We start from the raw sequence: 24969 nt of genomic DNA on the forward strand, positions 1-24969 counted from the left end.
ACAAGAAAGACAAAAAAGACAAGAAAGACTCAAAAAAGCTAAACAAATCAATCAAAATCCACTCAAACCAAACAAACCTACTACACCTAAGCCCAAATCCCGCAGGCGATAATATTTCGCCTTTTTTATCCCTTAAACACTGCTTTTTAATACTAAATTTTGCATATTAAGATAGCATTTTTAATACTTCTAAATCGCTATTAAGATAAAAAACTACAAAAAAATCACAAATTGTGAATATTTTTTATCAATTTACGCGTGCTTAAAAGCACGCTTTTTAAGGGATAAAAAAGGCGAGAGAATGGCGTGTTTTTGGTGTTTTTAGGGCTTTTATTGTTATAGAATACTCTTATTAAAAAGCTAGATTCTAGCTTTTTTAGATTTTCTTACAAAAGGAGCTTATGATGTTAATTAGCGTAAAGATAGAGAGCGAAGAATTTGTAGAGTTATTAGTCGATAGGTTAAAATTTTGGACGCAAGACGAAGAAATAATAGAGGCGTTTGAAAAAATGTGGTTAGAAAACGCAGAATCGGGGGCGTTTTGTAATTCTAGCGTTTCTAAAATGGGCATTATGCAAATTGTGGATAATGATTGGGTTAATTGGGTTAGCGTAATCAAAAAAAGCAAAGTAAGCGCGGAGGATTGGGAAGAGTTGCAAAAGTTGCAAAGAGGCGATTTAAGCGAGATTGAATCCCCGCTAGAATCATTAGATGTTAGCAAAAATGTTTTCTTGGAAATAATTACTGATGAAATAGCGTTAGTAAGGCATTAAAAGGGAGGGGGGATTAAGCGGGTTTTATCCCCGCTTTTTTGTGTTTTTTTTTGCGTGTGATAAAAATTTTTGCAAAAGTGATTTTGTGATATTATCACGCAAAATAAGGATATTGCAAGCTAAACTAAACAATAACACTACAAACAACACTTCCAACACTACTTCAAAAAACAATCAAACCGCTACCAAGACAAAAACCCGCAAAAGATAACATTTCGCCTTTTTTATCCCTTAAAAAACATTGATTTTTGGCTACTAAGGGGATAAATTCTGCATAAAAAATTTTTGAAATTAGATTATTGTTTTTTGATAATTATGTTTTTTATAATAACTTATTGTATGTTATTTTATGTAATATAATTTTATTTTATTTTATCTTTTGTAATTTTATTAAATATTATTTGTTATGAGTTAGATTTTAGTCGCACAAAAAACTAGCACAAGATAATAATCCTAATCACGCATAATAAGATAATCTTATGTTTATTTATTGTATTTTTTGTAATGTAATGTAATGTTATTTTATGTAATTGTAAAGAATTTAATATTATTTGATTATATTTTCAAATAATTGTGATATAATGCGATAAATTTTTTCTTGCAAAGGACGCAAAATGATTAACATAGACTTAAATAACGACAAAATCGAAATCGAAAATCAAGGATTTTTGAAAGACGAAATGCTTTATGTAGTGGCAACTTGTATGGAGCATTATGAGGCAAAGGCGCATAATGATTTAATTGTCGCGGAGTTCTTATTCAAAAAAGAGCTAGAAAGTTATAGGCAAAGTTTAGAGATGCGCAGGCGTAATAACCAAAAACCCTATGATACAAAATATTATAAAAAATCTAAGAAATTAGATTTTGAAGCTTTAGGTTTGATAAAACCTAAAAAGTAAAAATCAAATAAAAGGACAAAAAAATGCAAACCGAAGCACATATAATAACAATCGCAAATCAAAAGGGCGGAAGTGGTAAATCTACCATTAGCGCAAATTTAGCATTAAAATTGCTAGAGTATTCACCCAAGACACTTGTAATGGATACCGACCCGCAAAAAAGCATAGAGAGTTTTTGCAATATAAGGCAAGATGAAAATAGGGAATCTAGCAAATTACCACATTTTCATTTGTCAAACCGCACAGGCAATATAAGCGAAAGCATAAAGCAAAATCTACAAATGTATGATTTTATCATTATCGATACAGGGGGGATTGATAGCATAGAGGCTAGAAAGGCTATGCTTTTTGCAGATACGATTTTGCTACCTACCGTGCCTAGCCAATATGATTTTGATGTGCTGTGTTCTATGCTACAAACAATCACGGACATTACCGAAATCAACGAGGAAGCAAAAGTTTCAATCCTTATGAATAAAATTAGCCCAAATCCTATGCTATGTAAGGAAATTAGCGATTTTCAAAACGCTATAAAACAAGTGCTAGAGCAACATTTGCAAGCAAGGCTTGATAGATTTATCTTGCTAGAAAATTATCTAAGTGAGAGAATCGCTTATAAACGCGCAGTAAGTGAGGGATACGGAATCACGCAATATAGCGATGAAAAAGCAAAAGCAGAATTTGAGAGGTTTTTTGATGAGTTTGCAAGGCTAAATATGCCACATTTAGCGGATAAGATTTTGGCAAGCAACGCACAACAAGCGCAATCTAGCCAAACAAATTTAGATTCTAAGCAAGCAAGGCTTAAGCAAGACAATGGTAAAATGGGGGCGTAAAATGCAATACAACATTACAAACAATAAAATGCAAAAACTACAAACACGCGAGCAGGACAAAAAAGCACAAGAAGTGCTAAATAATGCGGCAAATGCAAATAATGTAAGTAGCGATATATCAAACGCGCAAACTACAAAGGATAAGCAGGATAATATGCAAAAGGAAAATCAAATGAATCAAAATATTCCGCAAGAAAAAAACCTTACCAGCAAAAAAAGCGATAAAAAGGCGTTTTGTTTGTATGTGAGCGAGAGTAGAATCAAAGAATTAGATGAGTTTTTAGATGAGTTTGGCAAAAAAGGCGAGAGCAGAAACTCTTTTGTGGAGGAGGCTATTGAATATTATTTGCAACAGCGAAAAATACAGCTAAGGCAAGAGTTGGAGGAAAAACTAAAAAGGATTTGATTTTGAAAAATAATAAAAAAAGGCAAAAATCTAGCAAAATCTATATCTTTGGCGATACGCACGGCATAATAGAAACGCAAAAAGTCGCAAGCCTACAAGATTTATATACAAGCAATGATTATGTGGTTATTTGTGGGGATTTTGGGGTAATTTGGAATGATAAGCCTAATGAGGCAGAATTAAACATACAAGCTATACTTAATGATTTGCCTTGCAAAGTGCTATTTGTCGATGGCAACCACGAGAATTTTAATAGAATCAATGCTTTACCTAGAATAAAAATGTTTGGTAGCGAAGTGGGACGATACACTTGCAATGTATTTCATCTTAGGCGAGGGCATATTTATCGCATAAATGATAGAAATTTTTTTGTGCAAGGTGGTGCATTATCGATTGACAAAGAATGGCGAATCCCAAATGTAACATATTGGAAACAAGAGGATATTACGCAGGGCGAAGTAGAATTTACTATTTCAAATATAGAAAATTTTACGGGCAATATTGATTATGTGCTAAGTCATACGATTCCTACAACCGCGCTAAATGAGTTAGGCAAGCAAATAAGCATAAGACATAAAATCCACGATACAAATTCTATAAAGCTAGAATGGATATATCAAACATTGCAAAAAAGGGATTTTGATATAAAGGCGTGGTTTTTTGGGCATTGGCACGATGATGTAGATATGAAAGTCGCTTATAACAATAAAAATATGCCGTTTTTTTGTTCTTATTACACCGCGAGAATGTTAGAAAACGATGATATAAAGACTATTGATTTTACAAAGCGAGTGCGTATTGATATGTATAATCGTAAAATGGTATTAAGAAAGGATTTTGAAAAAATCGCAGTAGGCATAACAAATGCTTTGTAATGTTAGTTTATATTCTTTAATATAAGCTAACATTAAATAATATAAGATAATTTTATTTTATCGTTTATGATTTTGCTGTGATTGTGTGGATTGTTGGTTGTTTTGTTGATTTGGATTTTGGATAAGATGTTTATCCTGTGATTTTTGTGATAAATCATTTTGAGAGGATTGATTTTGGGCTAGATTTTGGTTTTGTGGATTTTGGATTGTGTTTTGAGTAGGGATTTGAGGATTTTGGGCTTTTGGCGTAGCTGTTTGATTATTTGATTGATTGATTATATTTTGGCTTTGATTTGGCATTTGCTCTATTGTTTGTTTAGATTCTATGACTAAATCTACTTCATTTTTAAGCGTGTTAAATGATTCTATATTTTGATTATTGATTATTTGTTGCTCTTTTGGCATTGTTTTGGATATTTCTAGCTTTTTGCATAGTTTGGTAGCCATTGCAAGCTCTTTGTCTAAAAATACTAGCTTTTTGTGGATTCTACACATTGTTTTATATTCTTTGAAAGATTGCGGATTTATAAGCATTGATTCTATGAATTTGGTGGGATTTTCATCATAAGATTGTTGATTTTTATCATAATAGCTTGTGATTAACGCCTTTGAATTTGTGATTTCTAAACGCAAAAATTCCATTCTTTGTAATATCAAAGCCTTTAATTCCTGCTCTATTTGGGCTAAATCAAGCAAAGCCTTAGATTTATTTACTTGAGAGGTAGAATCGCTAAATTCTAATGTGCGGACAATGCTTTTATAGCGTTTGAGTTTGTGATAATTTTTGCTTAATGTGTAGGTATTTGATTGTTGATTAGATTTTAGCATTGTGTAAATGCTAGATTGCAATGTTTGAAAATTTTGATTTAAGGCAAATTGGGATTGGGTTACTTCTGCTTTTATGTAGTTTAGCTTTGTGATTAAATCTTTGGATAGATATTTTTCAAAGCCATTAAAAGAACTAAGCAATGCTTTTTTCTTATGAAAGCTATTGAAATGCTTAGTAAAATCTTTGAAACTCTCATTTGAATCAAAAAGCTGCTTAAATCCTTTGTTTATTTCGCTTATATCGTGGCTTGTATAGCTGATTTTTACTTGCAAGGTTTGTATCTCATCTTTGAGTAAGTTTTTTTTAGCGATAAGTGAGGTAGGATTTTTACCTTGAGAGAGGGTGGATTCTATCTTTTTAGAGATATTATTTAGATAAATTTGCTTATTTTTTAATTCTCTTTCTAAGTTAGCTTTCTCTAAAGACAAACTTTTTGACCTAGATTCTAGTGATTGCATTGCCTTTTTTTGTAAAGCGATAGAATCTATATCTTGTTTAATCACATTAGAATCTAAATCGTTTGAATGATTGGGATAATTTGGGGATTGATTTGGGGTAAATTGATTTTGGATAAGTTGATTTTGCAAGAGAGGATTTTCTAAGCTAGTGTTTTCTAAATTTTCTATTTTTTTATTTAACAAGGCTACTCTAAAATCTTTATTACAAACTTCATTTGTGTAATCTAACTTGCCTTGAGAGTAGATGAAAAGATTATAAGCAAAATCCTCCCGCAAAGTATCATAAAAATTTGCTAAGGATTCTTTAGAATCAAAGTGTAATTTTTTGCCATTAAAGATATTACTTCGATTGATGATAATGTGTAAATGTGGTTTGTTTTGATGAGAGTGGGGAATCATAATATATTTGTATTCATTTAGATTTGCTTGCAAGGTTTCTTTGACCGCGCTTTGTAAAATATCTTTTAAGGAATCGCTTTGAGATTCTTTGAGAGAAAAGACAAGGTGCAATGCTTTTTTACCTCTATCATTTGAAAAACAATCGCTATGCCAATCATCTATGATTTGATTTAGATTTACTAGCTCGCCTAACTCATTAAAAGCAAGATTATTTTGAGCAGAATCTATATTAGCATTTGCCCCAAACTCTAAATCATTGCCAAAGGAAAAACTATCAAGCGAAGAGGATTTGAGAGTATATTTAATCGCATTAAGCGTATGAGTTTTATCCATCGTGCCAATATTTTTGATTACGATTTGTTTTTTGGGATTTGTGTTTGTAAAAAGCGGTTTATTTTTGACAATGTTTGAGTGAAATTTTGTGCGAAGTCTTTTTATCACAGGCTGATAAACTGCCATAGATTTTTTGAAAGGCACATATTCAAACAAAGGCTCATCGCCAAGAGAATATTCTAATGGTTTATCAATAGGCTTATCTATCATAATGCCTCCAAAATATTTTTAGATTTTCATTTTAATGTCCTTTTGTTTGTGGTTGATTTTTGTCTTGCTTATAGCCAAAAAAATTTAGGATTGCTTTTTTATTTTACCTTTTTTTGTTTTTTAATTCTTTGTCTTGCTTAAAAAACAAAAAAAGTGCATATATCACAAGGACAACACTAATGCCTGCAAATATATTTAGGGCTAGCTCATTCATTTTTTGATTGTCCTTAGCATTTTTTATTTTTTGCTTTATGTCTATATGATTTTTGTCTTTATAGAATCCTACCAAAATTTTACAAAGGCTTAGCAATTTTTGCTAGTAAAATTCTAAAATTTTGCTAGCAATTTTTTATTCAATGCCTAAACATTTTTTTAGCTAAGAGGACAAAATTTTTTGCAATCACGCATAAAAAATCAAACCTAATCCAAATCATAGCCAAAGAAAAATTTTTTAATCAGCGAGTAAAATTTTTTATCTTACCCCCTTAAAGACATAGGACAAATTTTTTTTAGCCAAGCCATTGTAACTAATGCAAAAAAATTATAGCGATGAGTCTATCTGCTAAGTCTAAAAACCTAGACAATATTACTTCAAAACTAAGACCATAAGAGAAAAAGTGCAGGATACCCGCTTTTATGTGCATAAAAGCGATTGAAATGCCCGACCGTGCGGGGTTTAGTCAAGTAAAAAATTGCATTTTTTACTTTCAGGGGAAAATCTAGCTTTTGAGAGCTTAGATTTTCTAAAGCCACGCTAATAAAATTTTAGCATAAGAGGTTGAATACAACAGGAAAAATGATAGCCTTGCAACCCGAAAAATTATCGCCAAGACATAAAAATTTTGACCGAGTTTAGTGCCGAGCTTGCCATCAAAATTTTAAGAGAGTAGCTTAAAAATTTTGAAGCCGCTAAAGAAAAATTCACTAAAAAAGCAAAAGTAAATAAAAACTAAATCAAAAGTAAATAAAGCTATTTTTAAGGTTTTTAATTTGGGTGTCTTAAAGCCAAGCAAGAAACAAAAATTTTTTAAGAGGACGGCTTGAAATTTTTTAGCCGAGTGCCTAAAAAAATCTAAGCAAATTTTTGACTAAGCAAGCAAAAATTTTAACTAGCTAGCCAAAAATTTTTTTAACTTAAAAGCAATGTTAATCTAAATCAAAAAGCAAAATTTATCTTAACTCTAAAGCAAATTTTTTTAACTCAACGCAAAATAATTTTTAACTCAAAAGCAAAAAAATCTAACTTAAAAGCAATAATAACCGCAGGACAAATTTAACTTAGTAGCAACATAAAATTTTAACTAGCTAGCAATTTTTTTTTAACTCACAAGCAATAAAAATATTAACTCTAAAAGCAAAAATTTTCTAACTTAGTGGCAATAAAATTTTTAACTTAGTAGCAATAATCATCTACACTACAATCAAATTAAAAATTAACACTAAGGTAGAACAAAAATTAACTTAAAAGCCAAATGATTTTATCTTTTAAGCAAAATCAATCTAACTCTTAACCATAAACACAAACATACTCACACGCCATAAGATTTTTTAACTCACAGGCAATGAAAAAATTAACTCACAAGCAAAAAATTTTCAACTCATAGGCAGTAAATTTTTTACCAAGCAATGAAATCAAAATCACAAAGGCTTACGCCTTTTTATAAGGGACAAAAATGTGGGGAGAATGGCGTGTTTTTGTGATTTTTTGGTGTGTGGATTGTATAAAATGTTTCTATCAAAAAGCAAAAAGCTAGCTTTTTTTAGTGAAGCTTAAAGGCTTTTGAAATTCTTTTTTAAGAGGTGTTTTATGACAAAGAAAAATTTGCAATGGTATAAAGAAACTTGCCATTACTTAGAATTTGAAATTGTTTCAAATTTTGCGAGCCGTTTCAAAGGGCAATGTGCCTTTAATAATCCGCAGTTGCATAGGAGTTATATAAGGCATTGCGTTACAAGGCTTAGAGAATATAGACAAATCGTTGAGAAACAAAAAGGAGCTTAAATGAAAACAAAATTTTCAAAATATGCAAAAAGAAGTTTTTTTGAATTTTGCAATCATTGTGAAAGTGAAGTGGTTTTGGAGGGCTACAAAGAACAACCTTGTCCCGTGTGTGGTATTTTTTTGTTGCCCTGCGCATTGTGCGATGCGTATAGCGACAATCCGCACAAAATCTTTGCAAAATCTTGCAAAGAATGTCCGTTTCAAAAATCTAAAAAGGAGGCTTAAAATGCGTTTTGTAATTGACAAAAAAGACTTAGGCTACATAAAAATGTTTCCTAACGATGAGCATTATGAGTTTTATCGTGGCTTAAAAAACGCCCAAATCATAGGCGAGGGCGAAGATGAATATATCGTTTTTTACACGATAAACAAAAAATGGGTAGATGAAGAGTGTTTAGACAAAAACGAAAAAGAAAAAAAACAAAAGGACACACAATGGTAGTAAGAATAGTGAAAGAAAAAGAGCAAAAGTTTAGTTTTGGTAAGTTTGATTTTTACGGCAATGGTAAAAAGTCAAACGAGTTTGAAGTAGTCGTAAGTTTGGTTGAAATGAGCGATGGTTCAAAAAGATTTTCGGCAAGCGGAAAAGTGTGGAATCATATACACACAGACATTATTTGTGGCGGACAAATGCTTGACAACGAAAAGTTGCTAGATTTAGAGGCTAACAATAAATTGTTTAGAGAGATAAAGAGGCTATGGAAACTTTATCATCTAAACGATATGCACGCAGGAACACCAAAACAAGAAAAGGCATTAGCAGAGGAATACGAGCGCACAAAAAAGCGTTTAGATTATGCAGAAGCGTGCGCATTTTTGGAAAGCAAAGGATTGCTTATAGATGAACACAATGGCGTGCCATACAAGTATGGCACGCAGTGGCTAACAGAAACCATACCCGAAGAAGACTTAAAAAAAATATACGCCTTGCTAGAATTAAGCGAGGAAGAATTAGAAAACGGAGGTTACCTTAATGTATAATAAAATCATCTTAATGGGCTATTTGACAAAAGACCCACAGCAAAAAAGCATAAACGGCGTTGCAAGCCTTGTGATAGTCAATATCGCTTATAACCATAAGTATAAAAATGCTTATGGCGAGCAGGTGGAAAAACCGCTTTTTATTGACGCAAACCTATGGGGGAGGTTAGGAGAGATAGCCTTGCAATACACGCATAGAGGTAGCAAAGTGCTAATCGAGGGGCGGTTAGATATGGACGAATGGACTGACCAATACGGCAAAAAAAGGCAAAAATACTCTATCGCTACTGAATCAATCAAATTGCTTGACAATAAACCGCGAGAGGATAAAGCGCAAAATAGTCAATCCGCGCAAGAGGTAAGCAAAGAACCTAAGAATATCCCAAAAAGCAATTTAGAAATACAAATCGATGATGATGAAATTCCTTTTTAGCAAAAACCGCGCACGCAAGGGCTTTTGATAGCCTTTGTGCGCGTTTTTGTAAATTTTCGCGCAAAAAATTTTCAAATTTAAGTTTCGTTTAAGCTAAGGACTTGTCTAGCAATGTTTTTTAACAAAAAAATTTAGCGTAATGATTTTTTTGTTAAAAATTATCCGCTCAAATACCGCAAATGCCAAATGATACAAAGAGGTGGCTTTGGGACTGCCCTAATATCTCAACAAACTTCAAAAACTCACACACAAAACATTCCACAAAATACTTACAAGCACATTTTAGAAAAAGCAAAAACATTAAAGCAATAACCAAATGCCAACAAAAAGAATCCTAAGGTATTAAAGTAGCTTTAATTTGCAACCAAGACATTCTTTTTTGATTAAAAAACCTTTTTGATTTTTTATTAGAGAATCTTTGATGAAAAACACACGGAAAGCTACTAAGCAAGATTTTTGGCAAAAAATCGTTTTTTTTTTTTTTTTTTTTTTTTTTTGGTTTCGCTTTTATTATAAAAACTAAATAATCTTATTTTCTCTTTTTTTCCCTTATTATAATAACTATATATGCCCAGAAATCTATTTCCAACCAAGTCTTGCAATACCATTATATACGCTATTGTAGAGTTTTGATAGCCGTGAAACATTTATAAATACGATATTGCAAAGATTTTTTAGCTTTGAAATATCGTTAAAATAGGCAAAGTAAAATTTTGAAAATCCGTGAAACATTCAAAAATACGGGACTTAGTAATGTTTTATGTCTAGCAATTCCGCAAAATAGGATAATGCGATATATTTTTTTGCAAAGATTAAAGATTAGATTTTTTTTTTTTTTGATTTAATGTTTGATTTTGTAAGTTTGATTTAAGTAATTTGTTTGTAGAATGCTAGACAATTTTTTAGAAAAAATGTTTCTTGCTTCAAAAACTTCACAAACTTATGCTTTTCTTAAAAATTAGATTCTCGTGGCAATCCACACTGCAATGCGTAAATAATAGATTGCCACGCATTAGATTTTGCCAAAACGCAAAATCTAAAAAACACAAAAACTAATCAAGCATAAAAACTAATCAAGTGCAAAAATCTAAAAAACAAAAACTAATCAAACACAAAATTTAAAACGCTAGCCCGATATTAAACAAAAATACGCTAGTTTTTGCCGTGTGCATAGAGTTGTTTAATCTTAACTCATAGTTTTTATACAAAGCCGAATGATAATTTCTTGTGTCATTTGCCACTCTTAGCTCGCCACCATTGTATGTATAAAGTGCCTGCATATATTCTACGCTAATCGTCCAAAAATTAAACCGATAGCCTATCCCACCGCCAAAACCTAGCGCACTTCTTATCGGCACGGGAATATCTTTTACCCCCTTATCAAAAAGCCTATATCCATAATCAATAATCCCATAGATTCTAATCCCGCTAAGTTTGATTCCCGCTTGAGAGCCTGCATTTATCATCACTGCGCTTAGGGTTTTTGACTGGCTAGAATTTACCCCCTTAAAATCAGATACATCAAAAATATCTGTGGAGCTAATGCCAATATATGGTGCGATATATGGCGTGATTTTATGTCGCAGTAGTCGCATCTCCGCGCCAAATCTCATCGCAAAGACAAAATTTGCCCCGCTAGAATCTAGCTTGCTAGAATTTGTGATTTTATCTAGCTTTATGCCATCGGTCGCGCCTAAGCCAGCTGTGAGAAAAAGGCTAAGTCTAGGGGATAAAGAATTTTGCTCATCATAGGTTCGTTTGGTTTTGCTAGATTTTGCGTAGCGTTGGTAATAATCGCTCTCTTGGGAATCCAAATCTTGCAAATTTGTGGCAAGTTGGCTTTGCCTAGATTGCGCGATTTGCTCGCAGATTGTGTCGTTGTTGCAGGATTTTGGTGAGATGTCATATAACCTCTCGCAGGCTTCTTGCTCATAAAAAAGGCTTTTGCACGATACGCCGTAATATTGGGTGGATTCTTGTGAGGGGGCGGATAGATTGCCTAGCTCTACGCAGCCTTTGGTAAAATCTTTTGCCTCGCCTAGCAAGCAGGATTTTTTTAATAATTCGATTTTGGTGTTTCTAGCTTCTTGCTTTAATGCCAAAAAATAAAGCCCCCTAGGAGAATTTAGCACGGCGGATTTTTCTAGGTAGTTTTTGTTGTTTTCCTCTTGTCCTAGCAGTGCGCAAGCCCTAGCGTTGTTTGCTTCGCATAGCCGTTTGTATTCGCGGATTCTGCGGGATTTGTCTTTTAGTTTTGAAGCTAGGATTACCGCGCCATCGCCGTTTTTATCGATACTTTTAGAATCCTCATACGCTATTTCAGCGGTATTTTGGTTTTTTTGCAAATGTGCTAAGCCAAACTCATAGATTTCCCCCAAAATAGCGCACGATAGCCCATCATCTAGCGCGCAACCCTGCTTGTATAAATCCCTGCGTTTTAGCGCGTCTGCTTCTACGCTTGCTTGCTTTTGACAGCCTAGCCCTAGCCCTCCATCGCAGGCTTTTGCAAAAAAGCTCTTTGATTTTTGGCTAGATTTTTCGCCTTTTAAGATATTTTGAATATTTTGATTTTGGATTAGATTTCCCGCATATACGCAACCCTCCAAAGTCCCCATTTTGCACCCCTGCTCATAATATTTAAGCGCGATATTGTCATTTTTTGCCAAATCATTTTCGCCATTTTCATATTTTTTGCCCAAACTCACGCAATAATACCCATCTAAATCCCGCGATTTACACAGCTTTTCAAAGTTTGAGATAATGCTAAATTCCCCGATTTCCTCATTTGGCAAAATCTTTTTATTTGGCTCGTATTGGATTTTTATGTAGATTTTTTTCTCATCGCTAAATTTATCTAGCACCTTGTAGCCGATATTTTGCATAGAAGCATAGACTTTTGTTTGCGCGCTTGCCCTGCTCTCTCCCTCGCTATTAGTCCGCTCATCATAGTTTGCCTGCACGCTTGTGCCTAGACTAAGTCGTAGGTTTTTTAGCGCGCGCGCTAGGGCAGAAGCTTCGCCTTCTTTTTTGCTAGCCTCACCTACTGCGCAGTCTTTTTCATCACAGATTCCACTTTTTGCCCATTGTGGTATCACAGAGGCATTTGCAAAGCCTACAAATGCGACAAATAAACAAACTGCGGTTATGGATTTTTTCATTTTATGCCTTGTTTTGCGGATTTTTGTTTTTTCGTTGATTTTGGATTTTGCGGTTTTTGTGTTGATTTTGCATTGATTTTCTTGGTAATTTTTCTTGGGATTTTGCTTGCGATTTTTTTTGGTGGATTTTGCTTTGTGGATTTTTTTGGATTTTAGCGGTTTTTATGCTGCTTTTTGGCAGAACGCGACAAAAGCAAATACCCCGCAAACGCCACCCCACACACGAAAAAAATCGCGCTAAACACCTCAAAATATCCAAATGGTTTGGCAAAATCAAATACGCGCATTCCAAAAATCTCAAATCCCATTTTATGCCTTTTTGCGTTATTTTTCGTGTTTTTTTTAATGTTTTTTTTGCAATGTTTTTATTGTTTTTGCGTGTCGCTTGTGTGTTGATTGCGTGTTGATTGATAAAGTATTGTTAAAAAGATTTTGCGCGTTTGCTAGCGTGCTTTGTTGATTTTGCTTAAAATGCAAAACCCATAAATACTATGTAAAAATCGCATAAATATATAGCGCGGATTATACTAGCTTTATGCAAATTTTATATTTTGTATGTTTAATTTTTGTGGATTTTTTTGATTTTGATTGTGTGTAAAAATGCTTAGCCACAACGCTACTCATAACGCTAAAATCTAGCCAAATTTAACGCCATTTAGCGATAGATTTTATAGCTTCACACGCGCACTTAGCGCACGCGATAGGGATAGCTGGTCTATGTTTTCTAGCCCTATGCCTGTGGGGACGCCTTGAGCGATTTTGCTAAAAGTGATATGGCTAAATTCGCTTAGTTTATCCTCGATAAAAAGCATTACCGCTTCGTTTGCAAGGCTTGGGGAAAAGGCAAAGATGATTTCGCTTACTTGCTGTTGTTGCACGCGATTTTTGATGTGAGCGAAATTGATACTCTCTAGCTCGCCCTCTAGCACCCAATATTTGCCATCAAAATCCCCAATGTCTTCTATGGTAAAAATATCTTTGGCATTTAGCACTACGCAGAGTTTGGAGCTATCGCGGGTTTCATCTAGGCAGATTTCGCAGATTTCATTTTCGCTTACCGCGCCACAGATACTGCAAAAACGCACCGCGCTTATGGAGTTTTCGATACATTGAGCGATTTTTAGGGCTAGGTATTTATTTTCGGTGGCAAGGGTGAAAGCGATTTTGCGAGCGGATTTTTTGCCGATAGTTGGGATTTGCTCTAGGGATTCTACCAATGCGCTAAATCTTGTTAGGGAGCGTTTGTATGAGTGCATTTTTTTCCTTTTTGTGTTGCTTAATTGTTGATTTAGATTTTGCAAAAATGAGATTTTATCAAATTTAGATTCTATTTATGTGCGTTGTCATAGAATCTAAGCAAACAAGCAAATAAAATGATGATTTTACTTGCTTTTAAGTCGTTTTTAGTTGTAAGTTTTGTTTAAGTATTTTGCTTGTAAAATGCCTAAATTTTTATCAAAAATATGCAAAATATGTCTTTTGTGCGAAAAACATTTCTTTAAAGTTCGTTTTATTTAAAAAATGTTTTATTAAAATTGCGTGTTTTTCATACATTATATTTGTGTATTTTTTTGATTTTGTTTTTGGAGTTTTTTTTGGTTTTTTTTGGGTTTTTTTTAGTTTTTTTTTGTGGAAATTTTTAAAAATAGGTGGCAGGTTTTGGATATTTTAGCAAAGATTATAAAATCTACAAAAGCACGGGTGGAGCGAGAAAAGACACAAATCTCTTTTAATGAAATGCGTAGCAAAGCCGAATCTCTGTATAAAATGCAAATCGCGCAATGTGAGCGTGAATCTAGCGTAATTTTAGAAAATGAATCTAGCGTGGATTCGTCATTGCGAGCGAGCGCGGAGCGCGAGCGTGGCAATCCACTAGATTCTAGCATAAAACCGCCCTTTGCGTTTGAAAATGCCCTAGATTCACGCGTGGATTCAAGCCAAAATAGCGTAGATTCGCGCCACACAATGCGCTTTATCTGCGAAGTCAAAAAGGCTTCGCCTTCAAAAGGCATTATCGCCCAAGACTTCCCATATCTCCAAATCGCGCGGGATTATGAGGCTGCTGGAGCGGATTGCATTTCCTGCCTTACCGAGCCAGAGTATTTTTTGGGCGCGGATAGCTATTTGCGCGAGATTGCAAAGGCGGTGAAAATCCCCACTCTACGCAAGGATTTCATCATCGATAGCTATATGATTTATGGTGCGAAAGTTTTGGGCGCGGATTGTGTGTTGCTCATCAGCGAGGCGTTGGAATTAGCGCAAATGGTGGAGTTTTGCGACATTGCCAAATCGCTTGGATTAAGCGTTTTGATAGAATCTCATAGCGAATCCGCCTTGCAAAATGCGCTGCAAACCTCCGCGAAACTCATCGGCGTAAATAACCGCGACTTGCGGAGCTTCAAAGTGGATTTAGGCACGAGCATTCGCCTAAAAAGGCTTGTCCCAAAGGATAGAATCTTTGTAAGCGAATCAGGAATCGCCACAAGAGAGGACATCGCCCTTTTAGAATCGCACGACATAAACGCCGTCCTAATCGGCGAATCCCTAATGCGCAAATCGAATAAAATCCACGCATTAGCAAATCTAAAAGGCAAAAAATTATAAAAGCCATTTTATTGTTAGGACTAGATTAAAAACCAAAGCGTAAGTTGTTTTTGCCATACTGATGACTTTAGCCCCGAAGTATCTAAAATAAAATATCTAAAAATATCGATAAAAATAGAGATATTTTCGCACTCACTCACTCAATATGACAAAGTAAATTCCGTCATTGCGAAAATCTGCGACTTTTGTTAAAAATTGCAGATTCGTGGCAATCTATAATTTTTTAGATTGCTTCGTTGTTTTCGCTTCGCTCAAACTGCCTCGCAATGACGGCAAAATTTACGCCTTGATTCACCACAATCCATTTATTTCGTCTGAATCCCAGCGTCAATTTGTGTATAAGATTCAAGGCATTCGCAATAATCGCACACAGAAAAATAATCTCTTGTGTAAAATTTGACAAAATCACGCGCAGAGACATTGTGATTCCCCCCCCCCCATTTGTAGCGTTTAGGTTAATGCCCTCGCTTAAATTTATGGTGGGATTTAACGCTTTTTCTATATAATACGCCCTCGTGCAGACTAAAAATCGCCCTTCAAAAAGCGAAACACAATCCTTTTGCCAACAACGCCAAAAAGTTCGCTTAATGCCATCAATATCCCTATTTCGCGTAAAAATATCGCCCCTTTGATTCCAGCGAAAATCCTTTGCATTGCGAATAGTTTCAAGTGGAATCTTATGTGCCTCCAAAACTTCAAGCACTTCGTTATATTTTGTCTTATTATGCAACGAGTAGTTTGAGACAAAAACTTCGATTCGGTGGCGATTGCGTTTTAGCGAATCTAGCACCTTTTGGCTTGGGATTATCGTGCCATTAGTTACGATTCGGATAAACAAAATCTGCTTTTTGCTACACGCATAATCCACCATTTCCGCAAAGTTTGCATTTAGTAATGGCTCTCCACCGATGATTTTAAAATCATAAATGTGGCTTACATTTTTTAGCAAGGCATTAAGTCGTGCTTTAAACGATTCTAGTGTCTCATCGTAATGTTGCGCTTTGTTGTAAAGTGGCATTAGCGAACCGCAATCCCTGCATTTTAGAGTGCAACGCGTAGTGATATTAAAATCCATCGTAGGCACAGAGACTTTGCGTGTTAGAAAAAGTTTGATTTTCTCAAATCGCACTATGCGCTTGTGCTTAAATCTGCACAAAAGCCACCGCGCATACCACCATTTTTGTAAGTATCTTGCTTTTAATGCTTCGTGATATTGCAATAGTCTTGCGCTAACTTCTAAATTTCGAATCTTAAAAGTCCGCCACTCTTGCCGTGTAAGTCCTAAATATCGTCTTAACATTTTTTTTGTTCCTTATTATGCTTGGATTTGTTTTTATCATTGCGAGTTTTGCTTGCAAACCCCACATCGCAATTCATTTTGCATTACCTTGCTAATTTTTCTCTTTATTGATGAGTTTGCCTTTGCCAATCCAAGGCATCATCGCGCGAAGTTTCTCGCCCACACGCTCGATTCTATGATTTGCCAAGTTTTTACGCTCGGCGTTCATTCGCGCATAGCCAGCCTTGCGCTCTAAGATAAAGTCTTTGGCAAAGCGTCCGTTTTGGATTTCGCTCAAAATCTCTTTCATTGCCTTTTTAGATTGTTCGTTGATTACGCGCGGTCCGCTTACCATATCGCCATACTCTGCGGTGTTTGAGATGGAGTAGCGCATATCCGCTAGCCCGCCTTGATAGATTAAATCCACAATGAGTTTGAGCTCGTGCAAGCACTCAAAATACGCCATTTCTTCAGGGTAGCCCGCCTCTACTAATGTCTCAAATCCCGCTTTGACAAGGCTCGTTACGCCTCCGCATAGCACGGCTTGCTCGCCAAATAAATCTGTCTCGGTTTCATCTTTGAATGTCGTTTCAATGATTCCGCTTCGCCCACCGCCGATAGCGCACGCATAGCTTAGCGCGATTGCTTTGGCATCGCCTTTTGAGGTGTCTTGCTCCACCGCGATTAAATCAGGGATTCCACCGCCAGCGACAAATTCGCTTCGCACGGTGTGCCCAGGGGCTTTTGGGGCTACCATTATGATTCCCACGCCTTTTGGTGCGGTAATTTGCCCAAAATGGATATTAAATCCGTGCCCAAAAGCGATGATTTTATCCTCGCTTAAATGCGGGGCAATGTCGCGGGCAAAAACATCAGCTTGCAACTCATCAGGGATTAAAATCATTATAATATCCGCTTTTTTGGTAGCTTCAGGCACTTCTAGCACACTAAATCCCTTTGCCTTAGCCTTTTCCCAGCTTTTGCCACCTTTATACAGCCCGATTATCACCTCTACGCCACTATCACGCAGATTTTCTGCGTGGGCGTGTCCTTGCGAGCCAAAGCCGATGATTGCGACTTTTTTCTTTTGGATAAGGGCTAAATCGCAATCCTTATCATAATACACTTTTAACGCTTTTTGTGAAGTTTGAGCACTCATTGCAATCTCCTTTTTTAGGTTTAAATTTTAAAAACAGATTTTGGATTATAGGGCAATTTTGTTTAAATTTGTTTAAGAAGCCACTAAATTGACAAAAATTTCTTAAAAATAGCTAAAAATAACGAATGTAAAAACGAAGTAAAATCTATGCAAAAATAGCCCAAAATCGCTACAAAATCAACATTAAACAAAATAGAGTTAAGAATTTTTAAGTAAAATCTTAGCTAGGTCGTAAAGAGTAAGCCAAAAAAGCATAATCAAAAAAGGCATAAGCCAAACGCGACAAACAAAAACCTCTCATAATAAACAAATTCACAACCACACATAAAAGGCGCAAAATGAAAAAGCAAGCAAAAAATCCAAAAGATTTTATCAATGATTCTGCCAAATCCACCAAAAATCCTACACTTCAAAATCCCACGCTCCAAAATCCCACATTTGATGAAAAAGCCCTAGACAATGAAATCCGCTTTATTTTAGAGATTATGCTAGATATGCTTAGGCAAGTTGATAGCGAGGCTTGCGAGCATTTTTTGACGCTAAATAAAATCCTATTTCAAAACAACGAAACTTCTACCAAGCAGCTAAAAACGGAGCTAGAAAAAATCTCTCAAGCAGGCAAGACGCCTGAAATCATCAAAGCATTTTCGCTTTATAATATTTTAATCAATATCGTAGAAGAGCGGTTTAATATCGATTCAGATAAAAGCCTAGAGCGCATCAAGGCTACTTATGAAGGGCTATTAAAAGAGGGCTTTGATAGAGGGGATTTAGACAAAGTGCTAGAATCTATCTGCTTTTATCCTGTTTTCACAGCACACCCCACAGAATCTAGACGGCGCACATTTTTGGAAGCACACAGCGAAATCACGCAGGATTTGTATAAATTATTTGAAATAGGTGAGCTAAAAGCAAAAGAGCATATTCAATATCGTTTGCGACTTTTGTGGCAGACAAACCTCGTGCGCACGCAAAAAATCGAAGTGCTTTTTGAGCTAGATAATTTGCTTTTTATCGTGGAGAGTTCGATTTTGCCCGCTAGCCAAAAAGTGCTTTGGTATATCGAAAAAATGCTAAACAAACCATTGCCTAGCTCGCCCATACATTTAGGAAGCTGGATAGGTGGCGATAGAGATGGAAATCCATTTGTAACAAATGAGCTAATGACAGAAGTGATGAAAATACAGCATAAATTTATCATAAATTACTACATAAAAAGGCTTGCAAGATTGGAGCGGGAAATGTCGATTAGCACGGATTTTAGCACTATCTCATCAAGGCTAAAAAAATCACTGCAAAAAGAAAGCGGGATTTTGAGTGAAAAAACGCTAGCCACTTATGCAAATGAGCCATTTCGCGCCAAAATCCACATAATGATAAAAAAACTCAATAATCGCTTAGTATTTGTAAATGCCCCCGATAGCATAAACCAAACTTATGCCACGCCTAGCGAGCTACTAGAAGATGTCGAAATGCTAATAGAATGCCTTGATAGCGTATCTAGCAAGTATTTGCGACAATTTAGGCGATTTGTCTTGCTTGGTGGTTTTCATCTTATGCAGTTAGATTTTAGGGAGCATAAAGATATTTTTATCAACGCCATTAGTGAGATTTTTTGCCTGCTAGGCGTTTGTGATAATGACTTTATGACTTATGCAGAATCTAAAAAACTAGAAATCCTTGACAAAGCCTTAGGAAAGCCAAAAATCGAGCTAGGAAGCCTGCTAGAGCGACTAAGCGAAAAAACACAAGTGGTGGTAGAAATTTTTATGCGCATCGCGTGGGGCAAAAAATACATTGGCGAACATATTTTGCGCACTTTTATTTTGTCGATGACGACTGATGCGAGCGATTTGCTAATCGTGCTTTGGTTTGCAAAGCAGACAAATCTATGGAAACCAAGCAAAGAAAATAAAGAGCCAAACTTGCTAGATTCCCTAGAATCTAGCTCAAATGTCGCCACAAACCCTAACAATGTAAAATCTATGCTTGCTAAAACCTGCATAGATTCTAGCAAAATCCCAAAACCCCGCGCAAGAATCGCTATCACGCCATTATTTGAAACCATCGATGATTTGGAGCGCGCAGGGAGCATTATGCAAACGCTTGTGGCAAACAAGCATTATGCGCATTATTTGCGCGACATTGGTATGCGACAAGAGATAATGGTGGGGTATTCGGATTCTAGCAAAGATGGCGGAATCTTTACTAGCAATTATAGTCTTTATGGCGCGATAGAATCGCTAAAAAAATTAGAAGAGCAAATTGGCATTGATTTTGTGCTATTTCACGGGCGCGGTGGTAGCGTATCGCGTGGTGGTGGCACGCTAGAATCAGCCCTTTTAGCCTCCCCGCCAAAAAGCGTGCAAGGATTTCTAAAAACAACCGAACAGGGCGAAATGATAAGCTCAAAATACCTAAACCGCTCAAGTGCGCAGTTTTTCTTATCCTCCACGATGAGTGCATTGCTAAAAAAATCAAGCTATGATTCTTTTTGTGCGGGGGATTTGGGGGTTTTAAATGAAAAAAATTTAGATAACAAATCAAATGATGTATCACAAACCCCCTTAATCAAATGCGCCCTAAGCGATTCACACCATAAGCTAATGCAAAAAATCTCTGCCGTGTCGCATAAAATCTATCGTGATTTGGTATATGAGAGTGCGGGTTTTATTGATTATTTTAAATCCGCTACGCCCATAGCTTTTATCCAACAGCTAAATCTAGGCTCGCGTCCTAGCAAACGCAGGGATACCACGAGGGTGGAGGATTTGCGTGCGATTCCGTGGGTGTTTGCTTGGACGCAAAATCGAGCGATTTTGCCCGCGTGGTATGGGCTAGGTAGCGGACTAGAAGCGATAAATGACATCGCAAAACTACGCGAATGCTATCAACAAAGCGAATTTTTTGCCGCTACGATTAGCAACATTTCGCAAGCATTTTTGAAAGTGGATTTATCTATCGCGGCGCAATATAATAGCTTTGTAGAAAATGATGAAATTAGACAAAGCATTTGGCAAAAAATCTGCCAAGAATACGAAAAAACGATGAATATGCTTGTGGCGATACGCGGGGAGGAAAGATTGCTAGATAGCGAGCCCACTTTGCAAAAATCCATTTTGTTGCGCAATCATTCTGTGATGATATTAAATTTTTTGCAAATCGAGCTTATCAAAAAATATCACAACGCTAGCTATGAAGCGCAAAAAGCAAGGCTTATGGAGCAAATCCACTCCACAATCATAGGCATCGCGCAAGGACTTCGCAATACGGGGTGATTTGCGTTGTGATTTTTGGTTGCACGCTGTTTTTAGGCAGTGTTATGGGTAATGTTAGGCAATGTCAGGCAGTATTAGGCAATGCGCTCTATGCCACAAAATAAAATCTAAATATTTAGAATACAAATGATAAAAGCGAGAAAATATGGCAAATGATTTTGCAAAAAAACGATTTATACTAGGCATTAGCGGGGCTAGCGGAGTGAAGCTAGCTAGGGGATTTTTGGCACATATTGTAAATGATTTTGAAGTGCATATCATAGTCTCAAAAGGTGCGCTAGAGTGCGCAAAATATGAGCTAAAATGCAGTGAAAATGAGCTAAAAACATATCTTTTAGAATCGTGTAATGTAGCAAACGCAAAATCTAAAATAGATTCTAACAAAACAAAATCTAACAAAATAGATTCTACCAAAAGCAAAAAAGTCTATATTTATGATGATAGCGAGATAGGCGCGCCTGTGGCTTCTGGGAGCTTCCAAGCCCAAGCGATGGCGATAATCCCCACAAGTATGGACACTCTAGCAAAAATTTCTTGCGGGATAAGCGATACTTTGCTTACCCGTGCTGCAAGCGTGATGATAAAAGAGCGCAAGACGCTTTTGCTAGCACCCCGCGAAATGCCACTAAATGCAATCGTATGCGAGCAGATGAGAAATCTTGCCACACTTGGCGTTATCATCGCTCCGCCTATCATCGCGTATTATAGCTACCCCAAAGATTTAGCAGAAATGGAAAATTTTATCTATGGAAAATGGCTAGATATTTTGGGAATCAAACATTCGCTTTTTACGCGCTGGGGCGATGAGAAGTAATAAAAAAGGCTCAAGACAACTTAATCTCAAACAAAGGAGCTTTAAGTTATGATTCATACGATGAAAAACAAGTATATAATTCGTTCAAGAATTAGTGAGGCGAAAACAAGAGAGATTCTTAAATATTTCTGCCTTGATATTGAAGCTACAAAAATATCAAAAATCACTCAAATTTCAGAGGGGACACTATGTAAAATCTTTAAGCAGATTAGAATCTTAATCGCAAAAGAATGTGAGAAAACTTCTAAAATGCAAGGCGAAATAGAAATTGATGAAAGCTTTTTTTGCTTCGTTTCACTTGCAAACCACAAGCAGAAGGTGCAAAAAGAGTGAGAGGAAAAAGAGGGCGTGGAGCAGATAAGAAAACGCCTGTGTTTTTGCTTCGCTAATACTTGCAACTGCAAGCAGAAGGTATGCTAAAACGAAATGGTTGCGTTTATACACAAATTGTCCAACATTGTTCTGCGGAGGAGCTTTTGCCTATATTGCGTGATTGTAGCGAGTTGAAAGAATCAATAATTTATAGTGATTATTGTGGCGCTTATGATGGTTTGGTAGATTTTGGTGCAAAGGCACATTATCGTGTTAAAACATATTAAAACATAGCAAAAATGAGTTTGCGCTAGGTAAAAATCACATAAATGGAATTGAAAACTTTTTTGCTTTGCTAATGTTCGCAACTGCAAGCAGAATGGGATATGCCAAACATAGATTAGCTAAATTCAAAGAAATCAAAAAAGAGAATTTTATGCTTCATCTAAAAGAGACAGAATTTAGATAGCCATCACAAAAACCAAAGGACAAGATTTGTATAAAATCTTGTTAAAAATGATAAGAAATAATCCGCTTAAGTTAAATTGAGTCTTTGTGTATTATGATTTTCCATATTTATATCCTACTTCAATATAAATCGTCCTATTGGATTTTCAATTATTAAGTAAATTTTCTCTTTGATTTTATTTTCTTTTGCTTTGATTATGTTATCTCTTAAATCATCATACCATTTACCACTCCAAATGTAATCTACACAATTTGAAACCCTATCTTTTTCTTGTTTAGCTCGGATATAGACATTTTCATATATGAAGCGAAATAAAACTTCGGATTGATTAGCAACCCAAATAATAGGCACTGCTATTGCAGTAAATACTATAAAGCCAACAACACCTGCGAGCGCAAATTTAGCAGCAATTAAACTTGCAATAGTAGTAGCTATGCTTATCCCAGCACCAAGTATAATAGCCTCAAGCACCTTTCCGCCTATTTTAATGATAACACCCTCATTGCCATTGATTTGATATTCCAAAACTAAGTCGATAATTTCAAATGGCAATCCAGCTTTTTTGACTATGATTTTTATGGGTCTAGTTATATTCTTAATATTTGGGTATCTTTCTTCAAAAGATTTTATAAAATTTGTTCCTACACTAGATATATCTCCAAAAACTTTTAGTTTTTCTTGCATTTCTTTTTTCTCTTGGATTGCTTTATCTTTCTCTATTATTTCTTTAGGTATTGCTCCTTTTTGTAGCATAGCTTCTTTTATGCCATCATAAGCTTCTTTATTTTGCATTTTGGTTTCATCGACTTTTTTTACACACATTTAATCGCTCCTTTACTTCGATGTGGGTATCATACATTTTTTGCGTATATGTATCTAGATTGTTTCTATTTTTATTTGTTGTTGCGTATTTATTTCTTGCCATTTCATAGGTTTTATTTCCATCTTTCATTTTTTGTAAAGTGCTATCAAATTGCGCTAAACTACCTAAAATCTTTTCTCTGCTTGGTAAAGCACAAATTTGCTCTTGTGAAAGAAAATGTGTGTAAAAAAATATAAACATTATCTCGAGCGTGGCTTGTAGCACCGCATATCTTTCAAACTCATCATCTTGCTTTGCTAATCTATCAACAAAAAATGATATTTTTTGATTTTTATCGATAAAATCTAAAAGCGCGTTTGTGTTTTCTATCGTGTAGATGCTTTTGTCGCTATATTGTTTCGCCAGCAAAAACCCATAAGAAAAAACATAAACTCTATTTTTTCTAAAAAACGCATCTAAATACAAATCCGATAACCCCAAAAACGAGCTAGCAAGCAAATCTATTTCAAAATCATCAATATATTTATATAGCTCTTTTTGTGTGATAAAAAGGCGATTGGTAATGTCATATTGATTATAAAGTTCTAAAAATTTGGATTCGTCATAGACAATATCTTGCACTTCTATTATCTGCACAATCTCGCTATCACTTTGTATATAATACCACGCTATCAGCCCCAAAGGTCTATGCAAAAATACATAGCAAAAAGCAAACAAAAATATTATGCTAAAAACGATGATTTTATTTTTAGCATTTTTAGCAAACCATAAGTAAAATGTTTTCATTTGGGCGAATCCTTAATAAAATATATCGCTAGTATAAAATCTTTGGTTTGCTTGTTTTGAAAGAGTGTTGCAGAAAAGTTAGATTCGGTATTTGGTTGATGAATAAGTAAGTCATATTTTTTAAAGAAATGCTTTACTTGAGTGGGTGTCATTTCCCCATCTAGTTTTTCTGTATTGATAAATGTAATATGTTGAGATGTTACATAACCATTATAAGCAGAATCTAACATATCACTCATTACAATTTCAGTGTCTTTTCTGTCTTTGTATTCTGTTTTGTTTGCAAACTTTTTTCCCATTAAGTGCCAATAACCATAAGAAGCCATAGCCAATTCAGCATAATCCCTTAAATCATCAATTTGTTGTTTCATTGCATTTCCTTTGTCAATAGATAATTTTTGCCAAAGCTAAAATAAGAATAAATGGATAATAGGCAAATAATACACAAAACATTATTAAATATTTCTTATCCCTTTTTATCACAAGACGGCATAGACTATAAATCAATAATGGTGCAATATCCACGCCAAGCATTATAAAAAAATCACTTGTTCTATCGCTAGGACCAATAGCAGGAGATATAAACCAACCAAACGCAAAGAAAGCAATCCAGCAAGCATAAAATATTTTTAAGATTATCATTTTGTGTATCCTGTCGCAAATATAAATTCTTTTGTAGATTTATTTTGAAATAAAGTTGCAGAAAAGCCTGAATCTGTGTTAGGTTGATGAATCAATAATTCGTATTTTTTAAAGAAGTGTTTGGTTTGAGTTTCTCCAAATTCGCCATTGAGTTTATCGCTATTAAAAAAATCCATTGTTTTATTTGCCATTGTGGTAAAAATATCATTAC

At 35.2% G+C, this 24969-nt stretch carries 22 protein-coding genes and 2 pseudogenes; 13 read left to right on the top strand and 11 right to left on the bottom strand.

Features of this window, described 5'->3' with window-relative positions; all coding sequences use genetic code 11:
• Positions 1-404 precede the first annotated feature (404 nt).
• The 5 genes from ACWIUO_RS11745 to ACWIUO_RS11765 all read left to right on the top strand — a co-directional run bounded on the left by ACWIUO_RS11745 (position 405) and on the right by ACWIUO_RS11765 (position 3789).
• Positions 405-773, top strand: coding sequence for a hypothetical protein (locus ACWIUO_RS11745; RefSeq protein WP_454178078.1), 369 nt, complete (start codon positions 405-407; stop codon positions 771-773).
• A 614-nt stretch (positions 774-1387) separates the two neighbouring features.
• Positions 1388-1672: a hypothetical protein gene (locus ACWIUO_RS11750; protein ID WP_454178079.1), complete on the top strand. Its 285-nt coding sequence runs from the start codon at positions 1388-1390 to the stop codon at positions 1670-1672.
• Positions 1673-1695: 23 nt separating this feature from the next.
• Positions 1696-2508 carry a ParA family protein gene (locus ACWIUO_RS11755; protein WP_454178080.1) on the top strand — a complete coding sequence of 271 codons (813 nt, stop codon included), beginning with the start codon at positions 1696-1698 and terminating at the stop codon, positions 2506-2508.
• 1 nt (position 2509) lies between these two features.
• Positions 2510-2914 carry a hypothetical protein gene (locus ACWIUO_RS11760; RefSeq protein WP_454178081.1) on the top strand — a complete coding sequence of 135 codons (405 nt, stop codon included), beginning with the start codon at positions 2510-2512 and terminating at the stop codon, positions 2912-2914.
• Positions 2915-2916: 2 nt separating this feature from the next.
• Positions 2917-3789 carry a metallophosphoesterase family protein gene (locus ACWIUO_RS11765; protein ID WP_454178082.1) on the top strand — a complete coding sequence of 291 codons (873 nt, stop codon included), beginning with the start codon at positions 2917-2919 and terminating at the stop codon, positions 3787-3789.
• A 57-nt stretch (positions 3790-3846) separates the two neighbouring features.
• Here ACWIUO_RS11765 and ACWIUO_RS11770 read toward each other — a convergent pair whose 3' ends face one another.
• Positions 3847-6018 (bottom strand): relaxase/mobilization nuclease domain-containing protein, encoded by a 2172-nt coding sequence (locus tag ACWIUO_RS11770; RefSeq protein ID WP_454178083.1) that lies wholly within the window; start codon positions 6016-6018, stop codon positions 3847-3849.
• Between the two features lie 2002 nt (positions 6019-8020).
• Here ACWIUO_RS11770 and ACWIUO_RS11775 point away from each other — a divergent pair.
• The 4 genes from ACWIUO_RS11775 to ssb are packed head-to-tail and all read left to right on the top strand — an operon-like array spanning position 8021 to position 9434.
• Positions 8021-8245, top strand: a complete 225-nt coding sequence (locus ACWIUO_RS11775; protein ID WP_454178084.1) for a hypothetical protein — start codon at positions 8021-8023, stop codon at positions 8243-8245.
• A gap of 1 nt (position 8246) precedes the next feature.
• Entirely contained in the window at positions 8247-8462 is a 216-nt protein-coding gene (locus ACWIUO_RS11780; protein WP_454178085.1) for a hypothetical protein, read from the top strand.
• Positions 8456-9001, top strand: coding sequence for a hypothetical protein (locus ACWIUO_RS11785; protein ID WP_454178086.1), 546 nt, complete (start codon positions 8456-8458; stop codon positions 8999-9001). Before ACWIUO_RS11780 ends, ACWIUO_RS11785 begins: the two co-directional genes overlap by 7 nt.
• On the top strand, positions 8994-9434 hold the full coding sequence (gene ssb, locus ACWIUO_RS11790; RefSeq protein ID WP_454178087.1) for a single-stranded DNA-binding protein: 441 nt from the start codon (positions 8994-8996) through the stop codon (positions 9432-9434). Before ACWIUO_RS11785 ends, ssb begins: the two co-directional genes overlap by 8 nt.
• Positions 9435-10552: 1118 nt before the next feature.
• Here ssb and ACWIUO_RS11795 read toward each other — a convergent pair.
• From ACWIUO_RS11795 to recR, 3 genes are all read right to left on the bottom strand, one after another.
• On the bottom strand, positions 10553-12592 hold the full coding sequence (locus tag ACWIUO_RS11795; protein ID WP_454178088.1) for a hypothetical protein: 2040 nt from the start codon (positions 12590-12592) through the stop codon (positions 10553-10555).
• Positions 12593-12744: 152 nt separating this feature from the next.
• Entirely contained in the window at positions 12745-12900 is a 156-nt protein-coding gene (locus ACWIUO_RS11800) for a hypothetical protein (protein WP_454178089.1), read from the bottom strand.
• Positions 12901-13260: 360 nt separating this feature from the next.
• Entirely contained in the window at positions 13261-13848 is a 588-nt protein-coding gene (recR, locus tag ACWIUO_RS11805) for a recombination mediator RecR (protein WP_454178090.1), read from the bottom strand.
• A 403-nt stretch (positions 13849-14251) separates the two neighbouring features.
• Here recR and trpC point away from each other — a divergent pair, with 403 nt between their 5' ends.
• Complete coding sequence (trpC, locus tag ACWIUO_RS11810) at positions 14252-15196, top strand: indole-3-glycerol phosphate synthase TrpC (protein ID WP_454178091.1); 945 nt, start codon at positions 14252-14254, stop codon at positions 15194-15196.
• A gap of 223 nt (positions 15197-15419) precedes the next feature.
• On the opposite strand, the gene ACWIUO_RS11815 is transcribed toward trpC, so the two are convergent.
• Positions 15420-16496, bottom strand: coding sequence for a radical SAM protein (locus ACWIUO_RS11815; protein WP_454178092.1), 1077 nt, complete (start codon positions 16494-16496; stop codon positions 15420-15422).
• A 91-nt stretch (positions 16497-16587) separates the two neighbouring features.
• Positions 16588-17634: a ketol-acid reductoisomerase gene (gene ilvC, locus ACWIUO_RS11820; RefSeq protein WP_454178093.1), complete on the bottom strand. Its 1047-nt coding sequence runs from the start codon at positions 17632-17634 to the stop codon at positions 16588-16590.
• 338 nt (positions 17635-17972) lie between these two features.
• Between ilvC and ACWIUO_RS11825 the strand changes: the two genes are divergently transcribed.
• The 3 genes and pseudogenes from ACWIUO_RS11825 (at position 17973) to ACWIUO_RS11835 (ending at position 22587) form a co-directional block, all read left to right on the top strand.
• The gene (locus ACWIUO_RS11825) at positions 17973-20912 is read left to right on the top strand and encodes a phosphoenolpyruvate carboxylase (RefSeq protein ID WP_454178094.1); all 2940 of its coding nucleotides are present in this window, start codon (positions 17973-17975) and stop codon (positions 20910-20912) included.
• A 145-nt stretch (positions 20913-21057) separates the two neighbouring features.
• Entirely contained in the window at positions 21058-21726 is a 669-nt protein-coding gene (locus ACWIUO_RS11830; RefSeq protein ID WP_454178095.1) for a UbiX family flavin prenyltransferase, read from the top strand.
• A gap of 48 nt (positions 21727-21774) precedes the next feature.
• Positions 21775-22587 (top strand): annotated as a pseudogene (locus ACWIUO_RS11835) (IS1595 family transposase).
• Positions 22588-22621: 34 nt separating this feature from the next.
• Here the strand turns inward: ACWIUO_RS11835 and ACWIUO_RS11840 are convergent.
• From ACWIUO_RS11840 to ACWIUO_RS11860, 5 genes and pseudogenes are all read right to left on the bottom strand, one after another.
• The gene (locus ACWIUO_RS11840; RefSeq protein WP_454178096.1) at positions 22622-23329 is read right to left on the bottom strand and encodes a hypothetical protein; all 708 of its coding nucleotides are present in this window, start codon (positions 23327-23329) and stop codon (positions 22622-22624) included.
• A complete protein-coding gene (locus ACWIUO_RS11845) occupies positions 23307-24116 on the bottom strand; it encodes a hypothetical protein (RefSeq protein WP_454178097.1) in 810 nt (269 codons plus the stop codon). The genes ACWIUO_RS11840 and ACWIUO_RS11845 overlap by 23 nt, the downstream gene beginning before the upstream one ends.
• Positions 24113-24487: a hypothetical protein gene (locus ACWIUO_RS11850; protein WP_454178098.1), complete on the bottom strand. Its 375-nt coding sequence runs from the start codon at positions 24485-24487 to the stop codon at positions 24113-24115. The genes ACWIUO_RS11845 and ACWIUO_RS11850 overlap by 4 nt, the downstream gene beginning before the upstream one ends.
• A gap of 13 nt (positions 24488-24500) precedes the next feature.
• Positions 24501-24758: a hypothetical protein gene (locus tag ACWIUO_RS11855; RefSeq protein ID WP_454178099.1), complete on the bottom strand. Its 258-nt coding sequence runs from the start codon at positions 24756-24758 to the stop codon at positions 24501-24503.
• A pseudogene (locus ACWIUO_RS11860) lies at positions 24755-24969 on the bottom strand (hypothetical protein); the annotation flags it as partial. The gene ACWIUO_RS11855 and the pseudogene ACWIUO_RS11860, both read right to left, overlap by 4 nt.

Source organism: Helicobacter sp. T3_23-1056, assembly GCF_053654535.1.